Source organism: Pseudomonas sp. REST10 (genome assembly GCF_029542605.1).
GTDB lineage: Bacteria > Pseudomonadota > Gammaproteobacteria > Pseudomonadales > Pseudomonadaceae > Aquipseudomonas > Aquipseudomonas khazarica.
The window spans coordinates 2,994,273-3,016,659 of sequence record NZ_CP035677.1 but is presented as its reverse complement, the minus strand read 5'-3'; the positions used below and the strand labels follow the sequence as shown (position 1 = coordinate 3,016,659).

Sequence of the window (22,387 nt, the reverse complement as noted above, 5' to 3'; positions counted from 1 at the left end):
TAAGCTCGTCTGCCCAAGGAGGTTCCATGTCCCGTCAACACGAGTTCACCCAGGGTGCCCGCGATATGCTGCCCATGCTGCTCGGCGCCATTCCCTTCGGCATCATCTTCGGCAGCCTGGCCGGTTCCGCCGGGCTCGATCCCTGGCAGACGCAGGGGATGTCCCTGCTGGTCTTCGCCGGCTCGGCGCAGTTCATCGCCATCAGCCTGCTGGCGGGCGGTGCCGGCATCGCCGTGGTGCTGCTGACCACGTTCGTGGTCAACCTGCGCCATGCCCTGTACAGCGCCAGCATGCAGCCCCATGTGCGCCACCTGCCCAAGCGCTGGCGCATGCCGCTGGCCTTCTGGCTCACCGACGAAGCCTACGCGGTGGTGGTGCAGCGTTATGCGCGGGGTGACCAGGGTGCCCATCGCCACTGGTATTTCCTCGGCGCGGCGCTGGCCATGTACTGCAACTGGCAGCTGTGCACGCTGGTCGGCGTGCTGTTCGGCCAGGCCGTGCCGAACATCGGTGCCTGGGGCCTGGACTTCGCCATGCTGGCGACCTTCATCGGCATCGTCGTGCCGATGCTGCGCAACCAGCCGCAGGTCGCCGCCGCCCTGGTCGCGGCAGGCGTCGCGCTGGCCTGCCATGCGCTGCCCTACAAACTCGGGCTGATGGCCGCCGCAGCCAGCGGCATCGTCGTCGGGGTATGGCTGGAGCGGCGTCGGCCGCTGCTGCAGGAGGAGCTGGTCTGATGGATATCTGGTTGCTGATCCTCGGCATGCTGGCGATTACCTTCGTCACCCGCTACAGCCTGTTCGCTTTCCCCGACCTGCGATTCCCGCCCCTGGTCCGGCAAGGGCTGCATTACGTGCCGACCGCCGTGCTGAGCGCCATCGTGGTGCCGGGCATGCTGTTGCCGGACGGGCAGCACTGGGCGCTGAGCTGGAACAACGCCTACCTGCTGGCCGGCCTGGCGGCCATCGCCATTGCCGCCTGTACCCGGCATCTGCTGGCGACCATCGGCGGCGGCTTGTTGGTGTTCTTTCTGCTGCGCTGGGCCTTCGGGCAGCTGCCCATCTGACGACGGGCGGCGCCAGCGTCGCGCCTCACGGCCCTCTACACCAGCGCGCTGACCTTCAGTTCGCGCTGGCTCAGGCGCAGGTAGTGTTCGCTGGCCTTGAGCAGCAGGGCCTGGTCATCGACGCTCAGCTCCTGATGTTCACGGCCTTCGGCCTGGCTGCGGTACAGGCTCTCGCCAGGGCGGCGCTGCAGGCACTGGTAGCGTTGCTGGCGCGCCTCCACCTTGAGGCTCAGCAGGTCGACGTAGGCGACACGCATCTCGTCGCTCTGCCCGGTTTCCAGGGCGCTGCGTTGCAGCGGCGGCGTGTGGGTGAAGGGCGAGGCCGACAACATGACGTGCTGGCACTCCTGCAGGTCCGGGCGATGCTCGCCGTCGAGCAGCCAGCGGCCACGCAGATCGCGCTGCAGGCAGATGCGGCGCTGGCCGTGGTTGTCGACCTTGAGCCAGAGGCGGCGGAAGCGCCAGCGTGCGTCACAGTCGATCAGGTAGTTGGCAACGATGCTGTTGCCCTTGATCACTTGCATGAGGTGGCTGGTCGCGTGGATGCCGTGGGCATCCTGACTCAGGCGCAGGGTTTCCACGCCGGGGGTGTGCCAGGGTTTCCATACCAGGGTTTGCTGCATCGGTCGACTCCATGCCGAGCGCGAAACAGGAGGGAAGGGCGACTGCGCGCAGAACACGTTCCCTCGTGTTCCATGAGTTGTTATGGCGCGCAGGATAAAGCGATGGCAATGTGATGTCTGTCAGCATTTGCTGACAATTGCGCAATTTTTTGCGCTGCAGCTTCAGGCTTTTCGGGTGAGCGGTTGCTGCTCGAAGGTGACGCCTTCCAGGCCGTGGGCCTGCAGTGCGCGAATGTTGCCGTGGTCGCTGCCCTGCGGCGTGGCCAGCACGCTGCGGTAGTGCTCGCCGAAGGCGCGCAGCGCTTCTTCCTGGCTGAAGCCTTCCAGCAGTGCCAGGCCCAGGGTCTTGCACGAGCCTTCGTTCTGTCCGGCGGCGTTTTCCACGGCGCCATTACGGAAGGCGCTGGGCTGGTAGTCGTAGTGCTCGGCGACGAAGGCCAGGGTTTCGCTGAAGGCGAAATCGTCCTGCTGCAGGCGGCTGCGCAGGGCGCTGAGAGCGGTCATCAGTGTTTTCCTTGTTCGAATGCGGCCTTCTGTTCGGCCGATGCTTCTGTCTGGTACTTGGCTTTCCAGTCGGCGTAGGGCATGCCGTACACCGTCTCGCGAGCCTGATCGACGCTGACCTCGAGGCCCTGTTCGTCAGCCGCGGCCTTGTACCACTTCGACAGGCAGTTGCGGCAGAAACCGGCCAGGTTCATCAGGTCGATGTTCTGCACGTCAGAGCGCGTGCGCAGGTGCTGCAGCAGGGCGCGAAAGGTTGCGGCTTCCAGTTCCAGACGTTGTTGTTCGGTCATGGCGGGCTCTCCGGGATTAGATGGCGGCGATGATAAGAGCCTCGTCGGGAGGCAGCAAGCCGCCGTCAGCGATGGCCGGCGAGGGTGATGGACACCGATTCGGCGAAGCGCAGGGCATGGGGTTTGTCCACTTCCACCTCGGCGTAGCGCACGGCCTGGTGGGCCATGACCAGGTCGAGAATCTCCTGCGTCAGGCGTTCCAGCAGGGCGAAGCGGTTGCCTTCGACATGGGCGATGATCGCCTTGGTGATGGTGCGGTAGTTGAGGGCGTGGTCGATGTCGTTGACTTCCACGGCATCGACTGCCGGATAGAGGATGATCAGGTTGATCAACACGTCCTGCTTGTTGTTGATCTCCTCTTCCTTGATGCCGATGTAGGTGCGCAGGCGCAGGTCCTTGACGCGGATGCGCGCCATTCCGGGTTCCAGTCGCGGCATTAGCTGTTCCGTCCGATCAATTGCAGGAATTCGTGACGAGTGTTGCAGGACTCGCGGAAAGCACCAAGCATTACCGAGCTGCTCATCACCGAGTTCTGCTTCTCCACGCCGCGCATCATCATGCACATGTGCTTGGCTTCGATCACCACGGCGACGCCGGCGGCGTTGGTCACGCGGGCAATGGCATCGGCGATCTGCTTGGTCAGGTTTTCCTGGATCTGCAGACGCCGCGCGTACATGTCGACGATGCGCGCCACCTTGGACAGGCCCAGCACCTTGCCGGTGGGGATGTAGGCCACGTGCGCCTTGCCGATGAAGGGCAGCAGGTGGTGCTCGCACAGCGAGTACAGCTCGATGTCCTTGACGATCACCATCTCGTCGTTGTCGGACTCGAACAGCGCGCCGTTGACGATCTCTTCCAGCGACTGCTGATAGCCATGGCAGAGGTACTGCATGGCCTTGGCCGCGCGTTTGGGCGTGTCGAGCAGGCCTTCGCGCTCGGGGTTTTCACCGAGGCCCTTGAGAATTTCGCGGTAGTGCTGGGAAAGGGGTTCGCTCATGGCAGTGTCCTGATGAGTGGGCGCCTCACTTGAGGTGGCGACCACCATTGAGGGTAAGGGTGGTTCCGGTCAGGTAGGGGTTGTCGAGCAGGTAGCGCAGGCTCTGATAGAAGGCCTGTGGGCCGGGCTCGATACCCAGCGCCGATTTCTCCAGGGCCTTGGCGCGATAGGCCTCGTCGTCACCTGCGTTGAACATCAGCAGTGCCGGGGCGATGCCATTGACCTTGATACGGGGGGCCAGGCGTGCGGCGAACGACAGGGTCAGACTCTCCAGGCCGGCCTTGCTGGCGCAATAGGCCGAACGATTGGCGCTGCCCTTGCGCACCACGTCGTCGCTGACGTGGACGATGTCCGCCTGCTCGGACTGCAGCAGCAATTCGCTGCAGTGCAGGTTGATCAGGTAGGGCGCGAGCATGTGCACGGTGAACAGCTGGCGGAAGACTTCGGCTTCCGCACCTGGCGTTTCCGCCAGCCACTGCGAGGCGTTGTGCACGATGGCACGCAGGCCTCGGCACTGGCTCCTGAGCTGTTCGATGAAACGCATGATGCCGGCTTCGTCGCTGAAGTCCGCCTGCAGGGCAATGGCGCCACGCTCACGCAAGCGCGCGATGCTGTCGCGTTCCTGGCGATAGCTGATGATCACCGGTTGACCCTCGTCGAGCAGGCGCTCGGCGCAGTACAGGCCGACTCGCTGGCCGGCACCGGTGATCAGAATGGGTAAAGAGGCAGCGCTCATGTGCGACTCACGCAGAAAGGGCGAAGGCCTGGCTGTACCGCCCTTGGGTACCTGACCAGTGGCAGGCGGCACGCACCAAGCCATGGACAACGCTATACCAGAGCTGCCTCTTGTACAACCATGTGAAGCGTGCGGGTTTAGCGTCCGGATCAGCTGGCTTGCCCATTTTGCTGACTTTAAAGGCTTTTTTGCTCAGTTCTGCTTGGCAGCTTGTTGTACTTTATTTGTACATTGATTGGTTTGTGTATAAGTTTCGGCGGCCAGCGGACAGAACGCAACCGGCCAGCACAGGGCTGGCCGGTCGTCGAAACGGTCAAAGATCAGGGTTTGCCGATGCTGGCGGCACGCCTGCTCAGACGCGTCTGATAGTTACCTTGCAGCCAGGGTTCGAGCAGCCGGGTCGAAAGCGGTATGAACAGGTAAGTCATCAGTGGCGTCAGGGCCAGTGTCGACAGCAGTATGCGGGTCACCAGCGACAGGTCCGCCAGCCAGGGGCCGAACAGCAGGTTGAAGGCCAGCGAGACGGGAAAGAACGCCAGCCAGATGGCCACGCTCTGCTTCCAGCGTGGAGGTTGGCGAAGGCTGCTGCCGAACCAGGCATCGAGGCCGACGGCACGTTTCTCCTGAGGCTGGGCGAACAGGCCGGCGCCCCGTGCGAGCCAGGCCTGGCGCGAGGCCGAGTGTTCCCAGGAGGCCATGGTCTGCTCGTCGCTGAAGCGGAACACGATCTGGAATTCGTCGTCACCTGGCGGTGGCGCTAGTACGCCGGAGCCGAGATAGCCGGGGAAGTCGGTGGCGAGGTGTTCGCCTTCACGCAGCCAGGCGATGAAGTCGTGATAACTACCGTTGGCGACGCGGCGCGCCACCATGAGGGTAACAGGGGACATTGTGTATCTCCTCGAATGTTGCCTTGGCCGGGTGGGGCATCAGGCGCTGTCGGGCACGGGGTGCTGTGCTCGACGAAAAATGCAGCAAGGATTATTCCGGTTTTGTGCAAATTAGCCAGCCCCCTCATATGGCGCGGGCTCACAGCCGCCAGGCGCGCAGGCAGGCGCTGTCGAGTTGCACCCAGGCAGGGCGCATGGCGCCGTTGGAGCTGCATTGTTGTGCAGCGCACGGCGTTGTATAGGGTGTGTGCACAGGCTGGGTTACAATGCCGGCCTGTCACTTGCCGCGATGCCCGAAGCCATGTCCGAACTCGCTGGTGTCACTTCACTTGCGTCCAATGCCTTGAAGCAGGAAGAGCTGTTCCCGATCCGCGAGGTGTCGCGTCTGACCGGGGTCAACCCCGTCACCCTGCGTGCCTGGGAGCGGCGCTACGGGCTGATCCAGCCGACGCGTACCGACAGTGGCCATCGCCTCTACTCCCAGGCCGACATCGACGCGGTGCGCAGCATCCTGGCCTGGATCGAGCGCGGTGTTGCGGTCAGCAAGGTCGGTTCCATCCTGGCCAAGAGCGCCAGCAGCCGCACGGCTCCGGCGCCGGCCTACAGCGAGGTCAGCGGTGACGACTGGAGCCAGTGGCAGGAGCAGCTGCGCAGTGCCCTGCAGCATTTCGACGAGGCCAGCGTGGCGCGCCTGTATGGGCAGATCTTCTCCTGCTACCCCTTGCCGGTGGTGTTCCAGGACATCCTCATGCCGGTCTGGCAGGAGCTGCTGCTGCGCCAGGACGATCCGGGCCAGCGCAGTGAATGGCTGATGCTCGATGCCTTCCTGCGCGGACGTTGCTGGCAGCGCCTGCAGCTGGGGCGCGACGAGTCGCGGCAGCGCGTGCTGCTGGTGGCATTGCCGAATCACTGCCGGGAGCTCGAACTGCTGGTCGCCGCGCTGCTGCTCGGCAGTCATGACATCGACGTGACGGTGATGGGGCCGGGCACGCCGCTGACCGACCTGGCGCTGGTCTGCGAGCGCATGCAGCCGCACGCGCTGGTCATCTTCAGCCAGCAACCGCCTGGCGACGAGCTGCCACGACAACTGACGCGTCTCGCGCTGGGGCTGCAGTGCCCATTGTTGCTCGCCGGGGAAGGGGCCGATCTGGCCGAGGAGAGCCTGGCCGGCTCGCCAATCGCCTGCCTGGGGAGCGAGGCGCGGCTGATGCAGCGGCGCCTCCAGCAGTTCCTGGCCGGGCATCTCGATACCTGAACGGCCCGGCCGGTGCTGCGTCAGGCGATGGCTTCTGGCTGTTGCCGATGCTCGCTGTGCTGCTCGAAGAGGTACTGACGCAATGTCTGCTCGTCTTCGGCGTGCAGGGTTTCCACGCTGTAGGCGTAATGCCGGCGGTCGACGCGCCGGACCAGGCAGGCGCGCAGCTGCACGCGGCGCTCCATCGGCAGCATCAGTTGCAGCAACTGGTCCTTGGCCGGAGTACCGGCCTTGGCGTACTGCACCAGCATGCCGTTGTTCGACAGCTCCAGCGCCGTCAGTCCAGATGGCTGCTCGTTGTCGTCGAGCAGGGGCAGCGGGCCGGGCAGTTGCAGGCGCCAGGGGCGTTCGTGCAAACCCTGCTCGAAGATCAGCGGGGCGCCAAGCTCCAGGCGTGACTGCGTCTCGCTGTCCTGGACCAGGTACAGCGGAAAGCTCAGGTGCTCGTGGTCGCTATGGGTGTTCAGGCTCAACTGCCGGGCGTCGCTCACGTGGCTCAGCAGTGCGCTCAGCTGCTCGCCGATGGCCAGCTGCGCGACAGCCGCCGAGCGGGGCGCGCGCAGGGGCTGGGAGATGAGTTCCTGGATGAAATCCAGCTCGGCCTGGGTCAGCAGCGGGTCGCGTTGCATGGAATGAGACTACAAGGGGGGTAAACCCTTCGGACTGCGTTACCGGCGGATAGTTTTGTCCGTTCGTCAGCTTTTCAGGCGTGCCAGCTCGGCCTTCAGCTCGGCCACTTCGCTTTCCAGCTCCTTGACGCGCTGCTGGGCCTGCACCTGCTCGGTGACGTCCTTCTGGATGCCGATGTAGTAGGTCAGCTGGTCGCCTTCGTTGAGCACCGGGGTGATCGACAGCTCGTTCCAGAAGGCGCTGCCGTCCTTGCGGTAGTTGCGGATGATCTGGCGGCAGGGCCGTTGTGCCTTGACCGCATCGCGAATCGCCTGCAGGCCGGCCTGTGCGCGGTCGCTGCCCTGCAGGAAACGGCAGTCCTGGTAGAGGATGTCGTCGCTGGCGTAGCCGGTCAGACGCTCGAACGCCGCGTTGGCATAGATGAGGATGTTGTCTTCACCTTCCTGCTCGGCCACCACGATTCCGTCGTTGGAGGCGTCGACTACCAGTTGCAGTAGCTTGGCATTGATCATCGGTTCGATTCCGCAAAGGATATGCAGAGCATTCTAAAACATCGGGTCATGCTGTCTACTTGCGGCATAATGCGCGGCGTTTTTCCTGTTTCTGGAGTTGTCATGAAAGTCGCCATCGTCTCGGGATCGGTCTACGGCACGGCCGAGGAAGTCGCCCGCCACGCCGAGCGTCAGCTCAAGGCCGCCGGGCTGGATGCCTGGCACAAAGCGAACATGAGCCTCGATGAACTGCTGGCGTTCGCCCCCGATGCCTTGCTCACCGTCACCTCCACCACCGGCATGGGCGAGCTGCCGGACAACCTGCTGCCGCTGTACAGCGAGCTGCGTGACCGTCTGCCGGCCATGGCCGGGCGACCCGCCGCAGTGCTGGCGCTGGGCGACTCCAGCTATGACACCTTCTGTGGCGGCGGCGAGCTGATGCGCGAGCTGTATGCCGAGCTGGGCCTGCGCGAGGCGGTCGAGATGCTGCGCCTGGACTCCAGCGAGACGGTCACCCCGGAAAGCGACGCCGAGCCCTGGCTGCAGGCGCTGGCTACTGCGCTGAAGGGCTGACATGCACCCGCGTGCGCGGCAGTTGATCGAGCGCCTCGGCCTCGACGCGCATCCGGAGGGCGGTTTCTACCGGCGGCTGTTCGTTGCCTCGCAGCGCGATGCGCGGGGGCGGGCGGCCTCCAGCGCCATTCTGTTCCTGCTGCCGGGTGGAGTGGTGAGTCGCTGGCACCAGGTCGATGCCGATGAGCTGTGGCATTTCCACGAGGGCGATCCGTTGCAACTGCTGATCGCCGATGCGCCTGGCAGCCCGCGTTGCGAGCTGCTCGGTCCCGTCGAGGGCGAGCAGTTGCCGCAGCAAGCCGTGCCTGCCCATGCCTGGCAGGCCGCTCGTTCGACAGGGGCCTACACCCTGGTCGGCTGCAGCGTGGCGCCGGAGTTTCAGTTCGCCGGCTTCCGCTTGCTGGCCGATGATCAGCACGCTCAGGCGCAGTGGCCGCAGCTGGTGGCCGAGTATCCCGAGCTGCTCTGACACGCCGATCACCACGGCGAATACCCGCTTATCGCACCTCGGCGCGCCAGCCTCGTGACCCGCAAAGCCATCAAGATGGCTGCCAGGGAGACTACCGCCTGACAGGCGCAGGACTAGACTGCGGACACCACCGACCAACAAGAATATCGAGGTGACCGCCGTGAATGCTCCGCTGAAACTCCCTGCCGTGAAGAATCAGGTCTCCGAGGCCGAATGGCGCACCCGCGTCGACCTCGCGGCGTGCTATCGCCTGATCGCGCTGTACGGTTGGGATGACCTGATCTTCACCCATATCTCGGCCAAGGTGCCGGGCACCGAGGACTTCCTCATCAACCCCTACGGGCTGATGTTCCACGAAATCACCGCGTCGAGCCTGGTCAAGGTCGACCTGGCCGGCAGCAAGCTGATGGACAGCCCGTTCGACATCAATCCGGCCGGCTACACCATCCACAGCGCGGTGCACGAGGTGCGCCACGATGTCGGCTGCGTGCTGCATATCCATACGCCGGCGGGCATCGCCGTGTCGGCGCAGAAGCAGGGCCTGTTGCCGCTGTCCCAGCAGTCGCTGTTCGTCCTCGCCAGCCTGGCTTACCACGGGTACGAGGGCGTGGCGCTGAACCATGACGAGAAGGCGCGCCTGCAGGCCGATCTGGGCGACAAGAACTTCATGATCCTGCCCAACCACGGTCTTCTCACTGCCTTCGGCAGCATCGCCGATGCCTTCCTCGGTATGTTCACCCTGCAACGCGCCTGCGAGATCCAGGTCATGGCGCAGGGCGCGGGCACCGAGCTGATCCACATCCCGCAGCAGATTCTCGATGGCGCCAGGGCGATGATCGCCGGGGTGATGAAGACGCAGCAGGGCATGGGCGGTGCACTGCCCTGGCCGGCGCTGCTGCGCAAGCTGGATCAGCAGATGCCGGGCTACGACCAGTGAGCGAACTGCCAGGCATCGACCTGCAGCACTGGCAGGCGCAGGGCCGGACCATGACCTTCGCCGGCCAGCCGATATGCTACTGGCTGGCAGGCGCGGCGGATGCCGAGCCCCTGCTGCTGATCCATGGTTTCCCCACCGCGAGCTGGGACTGGCATCGCCTGTGGGCACCGCTGGCCGGGCGCTACCGGCTGATCGCCTGCGACATGCTCGGTTTCGGCTATTCGGCCAAGCCGCGTGGCCATGCCTACAGCCTGCTGGAGCAGGCCGACCTGCAGCAGGCGCTGCTGGCGCAGGTCGGCGAGCGACGCCCCGTGCACGTGCTGGCGCACGACTATGGCGACAGCGTGGCGCAGGAGCTGATCGCCCGCCATCAGGAGGGGCGCCTGCAACTGGCCAGTTGCGTGTTCCTCAATGGCGGTCTGTTCCCCGAGACCCACCATCCGGTACGCGTGCAGAAGCTGCTGCTGGGCCCCCTGGGGCCGCTGATCGGGCGGCTGTTCTCACGGCGCAAGCTGGCGCAGAGCTTTGCCCGCATCCTCGGTCCGCATACCCAGGCCAGTGAGGCCGAGCTGGATGCGCTGTGGCGGCTGATCGAGCACGACAACGGCCCGGCGGTGATGCACCGTCTGATCCGCTACATGCCCGAGCGGCGTCAGCAACGCGAGCGCTGGGTCGCGGCGATGCAGGCGACGCAGGTGCCGATGCGCGTCATCGATGGCGCCGTCGACCCCATCTCCGGTGCGCACATGGTGGCGCGCTACCGTGAGCTGATCACGGCGGCCGATACCGTGCTACTGGAGGGTATCGGCCATTACCCGCAGCTCGAGGCGCCTGACCAGGTGCTCGCGCATTATCTGCAGTTCCGTGATCTGCCGGAGGCCGTGGCATGCAGCGCCGAACACTGCTGAAAGGTACCGCCGTCGCTGGCGTGGCCGCGCTTGGCGCCGGGTTCTGGGCCTTGCCCGGTGGCCCGCGCCCGGCTGCGCTGAGCCTCGCTGCCGCGCAGCAGGTGCTGGCCGATCTGCAGGGCAGGGCGCTGCAGAGCCTGCGCGGCTGGAGCCCGAGCGAGGTGTTCAATCACTGCGCGCAGAGCATCGACTACTCCATCGACGGCTACCCCCGGCTCAAGCCGGCCTGGTTTCGCCACAGCCTCGGGCCTGCGGCGTTCGCCGTGTTCAGCGCACGCGGCGGCATGCGGCACCCGCTCGACGAGCCGATTCCCGGCGCGGCTGCGCTGCTCGAGCCGGACAGCCAGGAAGCCGCGCTGCAGCGGCTGCGCAGCGCCTTCGTGCGTTTCGCCTCATACCAGGGCGAGTTGCAGCCGCATTTCGCCTACGGTGCGTTGAGTCACGGCGAATACGCCGCCGCGCACGTGATGCACCTGTACGACCACCTGAGTCTGCTGCGCCTCGCATAAGGTCGCATTATCGGCCGTCATTCAGGCGCCGCGCGCGCCTTGTGAAGCGTGCGGGGCTGCCTGACACTCGGGGCATTCACATTCTGCCGAGGGAGCTTTCGATGAGCGATGCCATCCGTTTCGAAGATCAAGTGGTCATAGTCACCGGTGCCGGTGGTGGCCTGGGCCGCGCCCATGCCCTGTTGTTCGCCCGTCACGGGGCCAGGGTGGTGGTCAATGATCTGGGCGGCAGCACCCATGGCGAAGGGGCCAACGCGTCGGCTGCGGACAAGGTGGTGGAAGAGATTCGCGCCTTCGGCGGTACGGCGGTGGCCAACCATGACTCGGTCACCGACGGGGACAAGATCGTGCAGACCGCGCTGGATACCTTCGGCCGCATCGACGTGCTGGTCAACAATGCCGGCATCCTGCGCGACAAGAGCTTCCACAAGATGGAAGACGCCGACTGGGACCTGGTCTACAAGGTCCACGTCGAAGGCGCCTACAAGACCACCCGTGCCGCCTGGCCGCACCTGCGCGAGCAGAATTTCGGGCGGGTGATCTTCACCTCGTCCACCTCGGGCATCTACGGCAACTTCGGCCAGAGCAACTACGGCATGGCCAAGCTCGGCCTCTATGGCCTGACCCGCACGCTGGCCATCGAAGGGCGCAAGAACAACATCCTGATCAACGCCATCGCGCCCACCGGCGCCACGCGCATGACCGAAGGGCTTATCCCGCCGCAGGTGTTCGAGCAGCTCAAACCCGAGCTGGTCAGCCCGCTGGTGGTGTACCTCGGTAGCGCCGCCTGCCAGGACACCGGCGGCCTCTATGAGGTCGGTGGCGGCTGGATCGGCAAGGTGCGCTGGGAGCGCAGCCTGGGTGTCGGTTTCGATCCGCGCGCCGGTTTCAGCCCCGACGACGTCGCCGCGCAGTGGCAGCGCATCTGCGATTTCGACGGCGCCGCGCATCCGGCGGACAACGTCGAGGCGCTCAAGGAAATGATGGCGAACCTGCAACAGTACGCCCTCTGAGCGACACCCGCAGGGACCAGGGCCGACTTCGATGTCGGCCTTTTTCGTCGTGCTTGCGGCCGCTGGCGCATCGGCGAGGGAACGAGCCGCACTTTCGTCGGGTGCCGTCGGCAGGCACTGCGGCTAAGCTCGACGCATCATCATCAGAAGGAATGACCGATGCGTCGTCTGCTGTCGTCGCTGCCCATCGTCCTGCTTGCCGCCTGTTCCACACCTGGGGCCTTCTTCGGCGCCACCGAGGGTGAAGTCTTCGAGCCGCATGTGCTCAGCGACGAGAATCGCGCCCTGGTATACCTCTATCGCCCGCGCAACGACTGGGCCGACCAGGAACTGGAGGCGCCGGGGCTGTTTCTCGACAACCAGCTGATCGGCAGCCTGCCGAGCAACGGCTACCTGGCATTCGAATTCGAGGCGGCCAACTACAAGCTGGAAATGCGCCGGCCACTGGCGGGCAGCTTCTGGACCTTGCTGGCCGACGGCCCGCTGGATTTCACCCTGATCTCCAGCTTCACCCTGGATGCTGCCGTCGGCGGCACCTACTACCTGCGTTACGACGAGGACGGCCCACCGCCACAGGGCGGGGCGCTGCAGAGTGGCGGCGATGGCCCCTTGCAACTGGTCTCGGCCGAGTTGGCGCAGCGCGAACTCGGGGCGACCCGCCTGGTGCAACCGATGGCCCGCATCGCTGCCAGCCACCAGGAGCCGGAGCGACCGCAACGTGGTTTCTGGCGCTCGATCGGCGAAGCGCTGGACAAGGTCGGTATCTGATCGCGTCGGGGAGTAGTACCCGGTTGTTACCTGTCGGAAGCTTTAGGGGCGAATAATGGCCTCGTTCAACCTACCTTCAGGAGACGATCATGGCTGCCAAGAAAATTCTCATGCTGGTCGGCGACTACGCCGAGGACTACGAAACCATGGTGCCGTTCCAGGCCCTGCAGATGGTCGGTCACACGGTGCATGCGGTGTGCCCGGGCAAGGTCGCGGGGCAGACGGTGCGAACCGCCATCCACGACTTCGAGGGTGACCAGACCTACAGCGAGAAGCCCGGGCACAACTTTGCCCTGAACCATGACTTCGACAAGGTCCGCGCCGAGGATTACGACGCGCTGCTGGTGCCCGGTGGCCGTGCGCCCGAATACCTGCGTCTGAATGCGGACGTCGTCGCCCTGGTCAAGGCGTTCGCCAGTGCGGACAAGCCCATCGCTGCGGTTTGCCACGGCCCGCAACTGCTGGCGGCCGCCGGTGTGCTGGAAGGACGCGAGTGCAGCGCCTACCCGGCCTGTGCGCCGGAGGTGGGGCTGTCTGGCGGCACCTACGTGGATATTCCGGTGGACCAGGCGCACGTGCAGGGCAAGCTGGTCACGGCGCCGGCCTGGCCTGCGCATCCGGCCTGGTTGGCGGCGTTTCTCAAGGTGCTGGGGACGGAAATCCGTCTGTAGCGAAACGTGGCCCGGAATGGATTCGGGGTGCATCATGGCGCCATTCCCCGAACGCATCCGGGCCGCAACGCCCGAGAGGAGACAGCGCCGATGTGCGAACTCTATGTGAAGGCCGATCCGATTCTCTACGAGTCGCGCTCACGCTCGCTGCGCATTCGTGGCGTGGTCACCACCTTGCGCCTGGAGAACCAGTTCTGGGACATCCTGCGCGAAATCGCCGAAGTCGATGGCATGACCACCAACCAGCTGATCACCAAGCTCTACGAAGAGGTCATGGACCTGCGTGGCGAGGTGGTCAACTTCGCCTCGTTCCTGCGCGTCAGCTGCACCCGCTACCTGGCGCAGAAGGCCGGGCGGCAGGTGCCGTTGCGGGTGGTGGGCGCGGGCAGCTGAATCAGAGATACATCCAGAAGTTCGGATGCGCTTCCGCGGGTGTGTCGGCGGCTTGCCGGGCGGGACGGGACGACTGCAGGAAACGTTTGATCAGGCTCATGTCTGGGGCTCCTGGGTGATGGGGCGAACAGGCGGCCATGATCAGTGTGGCAGTCTCATTGAGAAACTGGATTGTTTCTATGCTGGCAATTATCAATGGCTATGCCTGAGCGATTGCCCGCCACTTCAGCGGGCAACCGGCGCCTCAGACCAGGCGTCTAGGCAGGCGTACGCTGACCTGCAAGCCACCGAGCGCCGAGTCTTCCAGGCTGATGCTGCCCTGATGCAACTCCACCACCCGGCGTACGATGGACAGCCCCAGCCCCGCACCCTGGCCGTCGCCAAGACGAAAGAAGCGTTCGAACAGTCGCTCGCGCAGTTCCGCCGGTACCCCGGGGCCGCTGTCCTGCACCTGCAGCACCAGCGCCTGCGCGCTGGCCAGCAACTGGACCTGGATGCAGCCACCGGCAGGTGTGTACTGCACCGCGTTGCTCACCAGGTTCTGCAGCAGAATACCCAGGCTTGGCGCGTCGGCGACGAGGTCGTAGTCGCCCTGATCGTCGGCTTCCAGGACCAGGTCCTGCTGGCGGTTCAGGGCCAGCGGGGTGAGCTCGGCCAGTTCGCTGCGCAGGAAGGCCAGCAGGTCCGTCTTGCCCATGCTCAGGCGCGCGCTGTTGGGGTCGAGGCGCGCCAGGGTCAGCAACTGGGCCACCACGCGGGTGGCGCGGTCGACACCGCCGGCCAACTGGCGCAGGGCTTCGTCGCGGTCAGCGGCATCCGGCGCTTCCAGGGCGTTCTGCGCGTGGATGCGCAGCACCGCCAGCGGCGTGCGCAGTTCGTGCGCGGCATCGGCGATGAAGCGTTTTTCCTGCTCCAGCAACTGGTTGACCTGCAGCAGCAGGCGGTTGAGCGCGGCGGCCATCGGTTCCAGCTCGTTGGGCAGCGGCGGGAAGACCAGCGGCGACAGGTTGTCCGGTGCCCGGCCACGAATGGCGTCGGCCATGCGCTGCAGGGGACTGAGGCCCCAGCCGACCGCCAGCCACAGCAACAGCCCGACCAGCGGCAGGCCGATCAGCAACGGCTGCAGGCTGCGCTGGGCGATCTTGCCGATCAGCTCGCCGCGTACATCCTCGCGTTCGCCGGCCAGTACCCAGTGGTAGTCGCGGCTGTCATGCAGGACGAATACCCGCCAGCGATGCTCGCCGATGTTCAGCGTGTGGTAGCCGATCAGGTAGCGGGCCAGCTGCGCCAGGCGCTCGCGCATCGGCTGTTCGCCATCGGGCAGGGCCAGGCCGAGCTGCGCGATCATGTCGTTGAGTAACCCCGGCGGGGCGCTGGCGGACTGGAACAGCAGCTCGCCATCGTCGTCGAGCATCTGGAAGGCCAGCTTGCCTTCGTATTCGTGACCGAGCAGGTTCTCCGGGTTGCGCGCGCTGTGCAGCAGCAGCGCCTCGTCGAGCACCGTCTGCATCTCGCGGCGCCCGCTCTCGTCGAGGTCGTGGCGTACCAGCCCCATCAGCAGGCGTGCGGTCTGCGACAGCTGGGCGTCGAACAGCTCGCGCACCTCGTGCACGGAGTCGTTGTAGATCTTGTGGCTGATCAGGCCGAAGCTGGCGGCGAGCATCAGCAGCAACAGAACCAGCAGGCGGGTACGGATGGAGCCGAAGGTCTTCAGCACCCTCATTTGTCCACCAGATAACCGACGCCACGCACGGTGCGGATCAGCTCCGGGAAGAACTTCTTGCGCAGGTGGTGCACGTGCACTTCCAGGGCGTTGCTTTCCACTTCCTCGTCCCAGCCATACAGCGCCTGCTGCAGCTTGTCGCGGGTCAGCACGCGGCCGGGCTGGATCAGCAATTCGTGGAGCAGGAGGAATTCCTTGCGTGGCAGGTTCACGGTCTGGCCCTGGTACTCGACCAGCTGGCTGGCCGGGTCGAGGCGCACGCCGCGGTATTCCAGTGCCGGTTGCGGGCGCTGGAAACTGCGCCGCAACAAGGCCCGCAGGCGCGCCTTGAGTTCGGCCACGTCGAAGGGTTTGACCAGGTAATCGTCGGCGCCGGCATCGAGCCCGGCGATGCGGTCGCCGGTGGCGTCGCGGGCGGTGAGGATCAGCACCGGCACCGGGTTGGCGGCGGCCCGCAGGTGCTTGAGCACCTGCAGGCCGTCCATGCGCGGCAGGCCGAGGTCGAGGATGACCAGCTCGAAGCTTTCGTGGCTCAGGGCATGCAGGGCGCTGGCGCCGTCCTGCAGCCAGTCCACGGTGTAGCCCTCGGGTTTCAGCGCGGTACGAATGCCTTCGCCCAGGGCCGGGTCGTCTTCGACGAGAAGAATGCGCATGGCAGCTCCTGCAGATGAATTACTTGAGTTTACCCTCGACCTGCTGCAAAAGCGCCTGGGCTTCCGCGCGGCGTCCCTTGTCAGCCAGTTCGCGGCCTGGACGGTCCTTGGCGGCCAGGGCTTTCTGCAGCGCGCCACGGGCTTCTGCGTAGCGCTTCTTGCGCTGCAGGTAGTCAGCGTAGAAGTAGTTCGGGTCGATGCCGTCGGGGTTGATCGCCAGGGCCTGCTTGAGCAGCTTCTCGGCTTCGTCGTCGTCACCGAAACCGATCGGCCAGCCGGGCACCTGGTAGTACAGGCTGCCGAGGCTGGTGTAGGCCGAGCCGGCCAGCGCCTGCGGGTCGATCGCCAGGGCCTGCTCCAGGCTGGACTTGGCCTGCTTGACCAGGCTCAGCGCGCCGAGGCCACCCTTGGCGCCAGCCTGGGTGCTGAGGATGATGCCGCGCCAGATCAGCAGCTCCGGCGCCTTGGGTTCGCCGGCCAGGGCCGCGTCGGCCTGCGTGACCAGCTTGCCGAAGGCTTCTTCGCGCTGCTTCTCCGGCAACTGGTAGTTGATCTCGGCCCAGCGCGTCTGCAACTGGTGCAGCTGGGTCTGGCCGCCCTCGCTCAGGGCGAAGGCGGGCAGGGTGGCACAGCCGAGCGCGGCGATGATCAGGGTGCGAAATGCGTTCACGGGGCAATCTCCTCAGTGCTTGTGACGGGCGAAGCGTTGAATGATCGGCAACTGCTTGCGCAGGGCCTGGTCGACCACCCGCGGCAGCAGGCCGTTGAGGCGCACGAACAGGCGCTCGGGCCAACCCAGGTAGCGTTCTTCCTGCTCGTGGCGAATGGCCTGGAGCAGTTCGCCGGCGACCTGCTCGGGGTCGTCCATGGCCACCCCCAGCTCGTCGTTCATCGCCACCACGCTGGGTGCGTTCATCGGCGTGCGGGTGGCCCGTGGCGCGAAGTAGAGGACACCGACGTTGGTGTCGGCCAGTTCGCGGCGCAGCGCTTCGGAGAAACCGCGCAGGGCGAACTTGCTCGCGCAGTAGGCGGCGAAGCCCGGGTAGCCGATGGTGCCGAAGGTGGAGCCGACGTTGATCAGCAGGGCCCGGCGCTGTGCCCGCAGCAGTGGCAGCAGGCGCTGGGTCAGCTGCAGTGTGGCGGTGACGTTGAGACCGATCAGCTCGGCGATCTGCTGTTCGTCCTGCTGATCGAGCAGGCCGAAGCGGTTGACCCCGGCCGCGTTGATCAGGCAGTTGAGTCCGCCGAAGTTCTGCGCCGCGGCGACCAGCGCATCCCGCCCGGCCCGTGTACCGATGTCGGCCTGGACCAGCTGGATCTGTTGCGGAAAGCGCTTGAGCAGCGGCTCCAGCGGCTCCAGGCGGCGGCCGGCCAGCAGCAGGTGGGCCCCCTCGCTGGCCAGGCGCTCGGCCAGGGCCTGGCCGATGCCACCACTGGCGCCGGTGAGCAGGGCGCGGCAGTCCGTTGGTTGCATGGCGTCACTCCTCCGTGGACAGCGGCAGGCTGCGGAACATGTCGCCATACAGGCGGTAGACCACCTTGGCGGTGTGCACCACGGCGGCCTTGTCGTCGTCGTTGTCCAGGCGGTTCATCAGCTTCTTGAAGAGCTCGATGTGCTCCAGGTCCAGGCTGCCGTGGGAGTTGAGGTAGCTGAACGCCTTGTTCGGCAGTTGCAGCTTGTCCTGGATGATGCCGGCCGCCTGGGTGGCCAGGGCGATGCTGGTGCCTTCGAGGACGTTGACCATGCCGAAGAAACTCACCGGGTTGTGTCGGGCGATGCGGTCGTAGACATAGGCCACCATCAGTTCGGTGGGCAGGCGCGGGGTGCCGTTGCGCACCGCTTCCTGATCGGCGCCACAGGCGGCGATGTCGTTGAGTACCCACTCCTGGTGGCCGTACTCCTCCTCGATGTACTCGGCGATGGCCTCGCGCAGCCACTCCAGACGCTCCGGTAGGCGCGCGCCGCAGGCCATCAGCAGCGGCACGGTGTGCTTGACGTGGTGGTAGGCCTCGGTGAGGAAGGCGATGTAGCTGTGCAGGGCGACCTGGCCGGTCATCGCCTGCTGGATGATCGGTGCCCCGAGCAGGTAGTCGCGTTCGGCCTGGGTCTGGGTCAGCAGGGATTCGTAGAAACTCATGCGTGTACTCCTTCGGCCATCAGTTGGCTGATGGCGGCTTGGTAATGGTTGAACAGGGCAGGGCGGCGCAGGCGGCCGTTGGCCGTGGCCAGGTCGTTGCTCGCGCTGAAAGGCGTATCGGCGCGCAGCCAGTGGTGCACGCGGGCGTAGTCCGGCAGGTCCTGGTTGACCGCGTCCACGGCCGCCTGCAACTGCGCGTCGGGGGTGTTGGGAAAGCGTGGCACCAGCACGGCGACGTTCGCCGGCAGCGCCTCGCCATGCAGCCAGGCCTGGGCAATGGGCAGTTGCTGGACCAGCTCGGATTCGACCCACTCCGGGTTGACGTTGCGCCCGTAAGCGGTGATGAACTGATGCTTCTTGCGCCCGTGCAGCACCAGGAAACCCTGCTCGAAATGGCCGAGGTCACCACTGCCCAGCCATTCGCCTTGCGGCGCCGGCTCGCCGAGGTAACCGAGCATGCGTGCGCCCTTCACCAGCACCTCGCCGTCGTCTGCCAGCTTGACCTGCAGGTGCCCGAGCGGCTTGCCGGTGCTGCCGATGCGGCGCGCTTGCGGGGTATTGAGGCAGACCACCGAGGCGCACTCGGACAGGCCGTAGCCCTCGAAGATCGGCAGCTCCAGCGCGTCGGCACGTTCCAGCAGCTGCGCGGAGACCCGGCCGCCACCGACCGCGACGAAGCGCAGCGAGCCCGGCACCGGCAGCCTGCGCTCGGCCGCGCTGACCAGCGCCAGCAACAGCTGCGGCAGCAGGATCAGGCTGTTCGGCTGGGCCGCCTGCAGCGCCTGGAGAAAACGCGCCAGGTCGAAGCCGCTGGCGCCGCTCAGGCCGATCCGCGCCATGGGCATCAGTTCCACCCGGGCGCCGGCCAGCAGCGGCGCATAGACGCCGGCGATGTTCTCCAGCAGGGTGGCCAGCGGCAGGATGCACAGGTGCCGCTGCACGTCACGGCTGGCGCTGGCCTCGACCAGGCTGCCGGCCACCGCCAGTTGCGTGGCCAGGTCCAGGCACACGCCCTTGGGCTGGCCGGTGGTGCCGGAGGTGTAGGTGATCTTGCAGGTGCCGGGGTGCAGCTCGGCCGCGTGCGCCACGCTGCGGCGATGGATGTCACCCTCCACGCTGGCGAAACCGGGCGCACCGGCGCCGATCAGCAGGTCGATGCCGGCGCTGTCCAGCACGTGGCGCTGCTGGTCGGCGGAAAAGAATGCCGGCAGCGGTACGCAGACCAGGCCGGCATGCAGCGTTGCGAGGTCCCACAGCACCCAGTCGATGCCGTTGTCCAGGGCCAGGGCCACGCGCTGTGCACCCAGCTCGCGCAGGTGCCGGCTGCGGCTGGCCACGGCTGCCAGCAGGCCGTCGTAGGTCAGCTCGTGGCCATCCTCGGCCAGCGCCGTGCGCGGGCCGAAGGTGGCCATGCGCGCGAACAGGGATTCAGCTGCAGACCACATCGGGCATGTCCTCCAGGGCATAGAGCGGTTGATGGCCGAGGCGCGGATAGGCGCCCAGTTGCAGCAGACGCTGGTGACCGCCATGGATGTCGCCGGCCATGACCAGCGGGCGGTTGTCGTAGTAACGGCCCCAGTCGGCCAGTTCCTCGCCCATGCGCGCCGGATCGGCCTCGCCCAGCGCGATGGGGGTCAGCCCCAGGCGCTGAAAGCTGTTGAGCAGTGTCGGCGTGCCGGTGAAGGTGACCCAGCGAAACCCCAGGGCCACCAGCAGGTCGGTCAGGGCGACGATCAGCAGACGCGCGGCGCCCGGGCTGTCGGCAGCCAGGTTGCCCACCTCCACGACCTCGCCGCGGCCAGGCTGGGCGTGGCCCAGGCGTGCGCCGATGGCGTGCTGGATCGGTTCGTCCAGGTAGCGTTCGAGAAACAGCGGGCCGCTGCTGCCGCTGCGCACGCCGACGGCGCCGAGCAGTTGCCCGGCCTGGTTTTCCAGGCCGAACAGGCAGGGCATGAAGTGCCGGATATGTGCGTCGTACTGCACTTCGAAACGCTGGCGGATGAACTGCCCAAGCGCCGCGCGGCGGGCACTGTCGGGAGAAGCCAGGTGAAGTTCGTAACTGTCGCCACGACCGATGCGGGCAACGGGACGATCATGATGCGCCCAAGGTAGTTCCATGTGTGGAACCTCGCTGATGAACCTGGGAGCGATTGTGTGGAGCCTGGCTTAACGTTGTATTAAGTGATGCAAAAACGCGGGATCACCCGCAAAGGTCGGCGGTGGACGGAGGGGCGGCAGGGGCATGAAGGTGATCACAGTTTGTGCCACTATCGAGCCTGCAACCCCGCTAAAGGCTTGCCATGCCCGGAGCACGGTGCTTTGCTGGCCGGCATTCGTGCGCAGACGACACACGACTTCAGATCAAGGATGACCCCCATGCCTGCAAGGCTCATTGCCCGGCGCAGCCTGTTCGCCTGCCTCCTGGCGCTGTTCGCTTCCACCTGCCAGGCGGCTGTGGTGGAGTGCTCGCTGAACACCGACCGATCACAGTTTGGCTCGCAGTTGGAGCTGGCCATCGATGGCGACGCCTGTGCCCAGTTCAGCGTCGGCTTCCTGTTTTACACGCAGCAGGAGTACGAGCAGAGTCGGCTCTGGTATGCCAGTGCGGCGGAGCAAGGCGTCACCCGCGCGGCATTCGAACTCGCCTTGCTGTACCGCGACCATCTGCTGGACGATCCTGGCGCTGAGCGGGTGCGCTGGATGAACATGGCAGCCGAGCAGGGGCTGGTGCATGCGCAGATCGAGCTGGCGTTCGACTACATCGAGAATCCTGGCGATAGCGCTGAGCGGGTCAGGGTCATGTCCTGGCTGGAACAGGCCGCGCAGCAGGGCGACGTCAAAGCCATGTACCTGCTGGGATGGCTCTACGGGAACGACGCCTCGGGCGTTCAGGACATGGCCAGCGACGACGAGCTGGGCATGCACTTCAGTCTGGCCGACGACAAGGCGCTGTACTGGACCTGCCAGGCGGCCGAGAGGGATGATGCCGACGCGCAGATGAGCCTTAGCGATGCCTACAGCTACGGGCGTGGTACCCGCGTCAACCAGGTGCAACGGCGGCTGTGGCTGGAGCGCGCGGCCAGCAACGGCAGCGAGGAGGCCCGTCAGTGGCTGGATACCAGCGACATGGCCTGGTACAGCCGCCTGGAGCGCTGGGTGAAATGGCAACTGGTGGATGAGACGGCGCGTTGCCCGGACGAGGCAATGGCGGCGTTCAGCGAATAGAACAGGCAACTGGCAGGGAGGGAATCCGCATGCGTATCCAACTGGTTTCTGCGCTGTGCGCGCTGAGCCTGGCCGCTCTGGGCGTCCAGGCACGTGACACCAACGAGGTGGTCACCGCCGATCGCCAGGACGCGGCCATTGCCGCCGCGGTGCGCGAGGCGCAGCGTACCCTGGATGACTTCCTGCAACTGGCCGCCGCGCCCCCTGCCGGCACCCAGGGGTTCCGGGTGCAGGTCATGGTCGAGGACGAACATGGCATCGAGACGTTCTGGATCACGCACTTTCGTGTGCTCGATCAGGGCTTCGTCGGCGAGGTGGCCAACGAGCCCCGTGTGGTCAAGAGCGTGACCTGGGGGCAGCAGCTGCGCTTCAGCCGCGAGCAGATCACCGACTGGGGCTACCTGCGCAACGGCCGCCAGGTGGGCAGCTTCACGGTCTGTGCGCTGTTCAAGCAGATGCCCGCCGAGCAGGCGGCGTACTACCGCGAGGAGCACGGTTTCGACTGCTGAACGCCCGGCGCGCGGCGCTCAACCCACCTGCGCGATCCAGTCGCCGAGGTTGTAGTAGTTGCTGATGCGCGCGACCTTGCCGGCCCTGATCTCGAAGAAGGCACCGGCCGGCAGCACGTAGGTCTGCCCACTCGCCGGCGGCAGGCCTTCGTCGTCGGCCAGGTATTCACCGTGGACCACGAATTCGGCTGCGGCGCGCTCGCCGCCGGCGTTCTGCATGATCACGATGTCGCTCAGGCGCTCGCGGTAGCAGCGGTTCATCTTGTCCATGAAGGCGGCGAAGGTGGCCTTGCCGACCTGGCGCTCACCCTGGTTGATGTCGTGCACCACGTCGTCGGCCAGCAGGTCGAGGAAGGCGGGCATGTCCCCGGCGTTGAACGCGTCGTAGTAGGCCTGCACCAGTTCGGTGGCGGTCATGG

The 22,387-nt window shown here is 66.0% G+C and carries 31 protein-coding genes; 14 read left to right on the top strand and 17 right to left on the bottom strand.

Annotated features, from left to right (window positions below):
• Positions 1-26: 26 nt before the first annotated feature.
• Both EWH21_RS14300 and EWH21_RS14295 read left to right on the top strand, forming a co-directional pair.
• A complete protein-coding gene (locus EWH21_RS14300; protein ID WP_037048161.1) occupies positions 27-737 on the top strand; it encodes an AzlC family ABC transporter permease in 711 nt (236 codons plus the stop codon).
• Positions 737-1,066 (top strand): AzlD domain-containing protein, encoded by a 330-nt coding sequence (locus EWH21_RS14295; RefSeq protein ID WP_047591165.1) that lies wholly within the window; start codon positions 737-739, stop codon positions 1,064-1,066. Before EWH21_RS14300 ends, EWH21_RS14295 begins: the two co-directional genes overlap by 1 nt.
• 35 nt (positions 1,067-1,101) lie before the next feature.
• Here EWH21_RS14295 and EWH21_RS14290 read toward each other — a convergent pair whose 3' ends face one another.
• The 7 genes from EWH21_RS14290 to EWH21_RS14260 form a co-directional block, all read right to left on the bottom strand.
• On the bottom strand, positions 1,102-1,689 hold the full coding sequence (locus EWH21_RS14290; protein WP_037048154.1) for a putative glycolipid-binding domain-containing protein: 588 nt from the start codon (positions 1,687-1,689) through the stop codon (positions 1,102-1,104).
• Between the two features lie 162 nt (positions 1,690-1,851).
• On the bottom strand, positions 1,852-2,193 hold the full coding sequence (locus EWH21_RS14285; RefSeq protein WP_134676780.1) for a HopJ type III effector protein: 342 nt from the start codon (positions 2,191-2,193) through the stop codon (positions 1,852-1,854).
• Complete coding sequence (locus EWH21_RS14280) at positions 2,193-2,483, bottom strand: DUF1244 domain-containing protein (RefSeq protein WP_277698636.1); 291 nt, start codon at positions 2,481-2,483, stop codon at positions 2,193-2,195. The genes EWH21_RS14285 and EWH21_RS14280 overlap by 1 nt, the downstream gene beginning before the upstream one ends.
• A gap of 65 nt (positions 2,484-2,548) precedes the next feature.
• Complete coding sequence (gene folX, locus EWH21_RS14275; protein WP_277698635.1) at positions 2,549-2,920, bottom strand: dihydroneopterin triphosphate 2'-epimerase; 372 nt, start codon at positions 2,918-2,920, stop codon at positions 2,549-2,551.
• Positions 2,920-3,480, bottom strand: a complete 561-nt coding sequence (gene folE / locus EWH21_RS14270) for a GTP cyclohydrolase I FolE (RefSeq protein WP_037048146.1) — start codon at positions 3,478-3,480, stop codon at positions 2,920-2,922. Before folE ends, folX begins: the two co-directional genes overlap by 1 nt.
• A 25-nt stretch (positions 3,481-3,505) precedes the next feature.
• Positions 3,506-4,216, bottom strand: a complete 711-nt coding sequence (folM, locus tag EWH21_RS14265; RefSeq protein ID WP_037048144.1) for a dihydromonapterin reductase — start codon at positions 4,214-4,216, stop codon at positions 3,506-3,508.
• Between the two features lie 320 nt (positions 4,217-4,536).
• On the bottom strand, positions 4,537-5,103 hold the full coding sequence (locus EWH21_RS14260) for an antibiotic biosynthesis monooxygenase (RefSeq protein WP_277698634.1): 567 nt from the start codon (positions 5,101-5,103) through the stop codon (positions 4,537-4,539).
• A gap of 301 nt (positions 5,104-5,404) precedes the next feature.
• On the opposite strand from EWH21_RS14260, the gene EWH21_RS14255 reads away from it, so the two are divergent.
• Complete coding sequence (locus EWH21_RS14255; protein ID WP_047591177.1) at positions 5,405-6,358, top strand: MerR family transcriptional regulator; 954 nt, start codon at positions 5,405-5,407, stop codon at positions 6,356-6,358.
• A gap of 20 nt (positions 6,359-6,378) precedes the next feature.
• On the opposite strand, the gene EWH21_RS14250 is transcribed toward EWH21_RS14255, so the two are convergent.
• Both EWH21_RS14250 and EWH21_RS14245 read right to left on the bottom strand, forming a co-directional pair.
• Positions 6,379-6,987, bottom strand: coding sequence for a PilZ domain-containing protein (locus EWH21_RS14250; protein ID WP_047591154.1), 609 nt, complete (start codon positions 6,985-6,987; stop codon positions 6,379-6,381).
• Positions 6,988-7,053: 66 nt separating this feature from the next.
• Complete coding sequence (locus EWH21_RS14245) at positions 7,054-7,500, bottom strand: PAS sensor domain-containing protein (protein ID WP_037048127.1); 447 nt, start codon at positions 7,498-7,500, stop codon at positions 7,054-7,056.
• Between the two features lie 102 nt (positions 7,501-7,602).
• Here EWH21_RS14245 and EWH21_RS14240 point away from each other — a divergent pair, with 102 nt between their 5' ends.
• From EWH21_RS14240 to EWH21_RS14200, 9 genes are all read left to right on the top strand, one after another.
• Positions 7,603-8,052, top strand: a complete 450-nt coding sequence (locus EWH21_RS14240) for a flavodoxin (protein WP_037048125.1) — start codon at positions 7,603-7,605, stop codon at positions 8,050-8,052.
• A gap of 1 nt (position 8,053) precedes the next feature.
• Positions 8,054-8,521 (top strand): cupin domain-containing protein, encoded by a 468-nt coding sequence (locus tag EWH21_RS14235; protein WP_277698633.1) that lies wholly within the window; start codon positions 8,054-8,056, stop codon positions 8,519-8,521.
• A gap of 151 nt (positions 8,522-8,672) precedes the next feature.
• Positions 8,673-9,458 (top strand): class II aldolase/adducin family protein, encoded by a 786-nt coding sequence (locus EWH21_RS14230; protein ID WP_134676777.1) that lies wholly within the window; start codon positions 8,673-8,675, stop codon positions 9,456-9,458.
• On the top strand, positions 9,455-10,366 hold the full coding sequence (locus EWH21_RS14225; protein WP_277698632.1) for an alpha/beta hydrolase: 912 nt from the start codon (positions 9,455-9,457) through the stop codon (positions 10,364-10,366). Before EWH21_RS14230 ends, EWH21_RS14225 begins: the two co-directional genes overlap by 4 nt.
• A complete protein-coding gene (locus EWH21_RS14220) occupies positions 10,345-10,875 on the top strand; it encodes a DUF1569 domain-containing protein (RefSeq protein WP_134676775.1) in 531 nt (176 codons plus the stop codon). Before EWH21_RS14225 ends, EWH21_RS14220 begins: the two co-directional genes overlap by 22 nt.
• A 101-nt stretch (positions 10,876-10,976) precedes the next feature.
• Positions 10,977-11,888: an SDR family oxidoreductase gene (locus tag EWH21_RS14215; protein ID WP_037048115.1), complete on the top strand. Its 912-nt coding sequence runs from the start codon at positions 10,977-10,979 to the stop codon at positions 11,886-11,888.
• Between the two features lie 159 nt (positions 11,889-12,047).
• Positions 12,048-12,656 carry a DUF2846 domain-containing protein gene (locus EWH21_RS14210; protein WP_037048113.1) on the top strand — a complete coding sequence of 203 codons (609 nt, stop codon included), beginning with the start codon at positions 12,048-12,050 and terminating at the stop codon, positions 12,654-12,656.
• An 86-nt stretch (positions 12,657-12,742) separates the two neighbouring features.
• The gene (locus tag EWH21_RS14205; RefSeq protein ID WP_172979219.1) at positions 12,743-13,327 is read left to right on the top strand and encodes a DJ-1/PfpI family protein; all 585 of its coding nucleotides are present in this window, start codon (positions 12,743-12,745) and stop codon (positions 13,325-13,327) included.
• 90 nt (positions 13,328-13,417) lie between these two features.
• Positions 13,418-13,720, top strand: coding sequence for a ribbon-helix-helix domain-containing protein (locus EWH21_RS14200; protein ID WP_037048108.1), 303 nt, complete (start codon positions 13,418-13,420; stop codon positions 13,718-13,720).
• A 244-nt stretch (positions 13,721-13,964) separates the two neighbouring features.
• Here EWH21_RS14200 and EWH21_RS14195 read toward each other — a convergent pair whose 3' ends face one another.
• Genes EWH21_RS14195 through EWH21_RS14165 form a run of 7 tightly spaced genes read right to left on the bottom strand, consistent with a single transcriptional unit; the run spans position 13,965 to position 20,352 of the window.
• Positions 13,965-15,443, bottom strand: coding sequence for an ATP-binding protein (locus EWH21_RS14195; protein WP_277698631.1), 1,479 nt, complete (start codon positions 15,441-15,443; stop codon positions 13,965-13,967).
• Positions 15,440-16,096 carry a response regulator transcription factor gene (locus EWH21_RS14190; RefSeq protein ID WP_047591139.1) on the bottom strand — a complete coding sequence of 219 codons (657 nt, stop codon included), beginning with the start codon at positions 16,094-16,096 and terminating at the stop codon, positions 15,440-15,442. Before EWH21_RS14190 ends, EWH21_RS14195 begins: the two co-directional genes overlap by 4 nt.
• 19 nt (positions 16,097-16,115) lie before the next feature.
• Entirely contained in the window at positions 16,116-16,766 is a 651-nt protein-coding gene (locus tag EWH21_RS14185; protein ID WP_277698630.1) for a tetratricopeptide repeat protein, read from the bottom strand.
• Positions 16,767-16,778: 12 nt separating this feature from the next.
• Positions 16,779-17,570: an SDR family oxidoreductase gene (locus EWH21_RS14180; RefSeq protein ID WP_134676771.1), complete on the bottom strand. Its 792-nt coding sequence runs from the start codon at positions 17,568-17,570 to the stop codon at positions 16,779-16,781.
• Positions 17,571-17,574: 4 nt separating this feature from the next.
• Complete coding sequence (locus EWH21_RS14175; protein WP_277698629.1) at positions 17,575-18,234, bottom strand: iron-containing redox enzyme family protein; 660 nt, start codon at positions 18,232-18,234, stop codon at positions 17,575-17,577.
• Positions 18,231-19,679, bottom strand: coding sequence for an AMP-binding protein (locus EWH21_RS14170; RefSeq protein WP_277698628.1), 1,449 nt, complete (start codon positions 19,677-19,679; stop codon positions 18,231-18,233). The genes EWH21_RS14175 and EWH21_RS14170 overlap by 4 nt, the downstream gene beginning before the upstream one ends.
• Entirely contained in the window at positions 19,663-20,352 is a 690-nt protein-coding gene (locus EWH21_RS14165) for a thermostable hemolysin (RefSeq protein ID WP_277698627.1), read from the bottom strand. Before EWH21_RS14165 ends, EWH21_RS14170 begins: the two co-directional genes overlap by 17 nt.
• A 258-nt stretch (positions 20,353-20,610) precedes the next feature.
• Here EWH21_RS14165 and EWH21_RS14160 point away from each other — a divergent pair, with 258 nt between their 5' ends.
• Both EWH21_RS14160 and EWH21_RS14155 read left to right on the top strand, forming a co-directional pair.
• Positions 20,611-21,459, top strand: a complete 849-nt coding sequence (locus tag EWH21_RS14160) for a tetratricopeptide repeat protein (RefSeq protein ID WP_277698626.1) — start codon at positions 20,611-20,613, stop codon at positions 21,457-21,459.
• Positions 21,460-21,488: 29 nt separating this feature from the next.
• Entirely contained in the window at positions 21,489-21,968 is a 480-nt protein-coding gene (locus tag EWH21_RS14155) for a DUF2314 domain-containing protein (protein WP_051800529.1), read from the top strand.
• 18 nt (positions 21,969-21,986) lie between these two features.
• Here EWH21_RS14155 and EWH21_RS14150 read toward each other — a convergent pair whose 3' ends face one another.
• Positions 21,987-22,385: a nuclear transport factor 2 family protein gene (locus tag EWH21_RS14150; RefSeq protein ID WP_277698625.1), complete on the bottom strand. Its 399-nt coding sequence runs from the start codon at positions 22,383-22,385 to the stop codon at positions 21,987-21,989.
• Positions 22,386-22,387 lie beyond the last annotated feature (2 nt).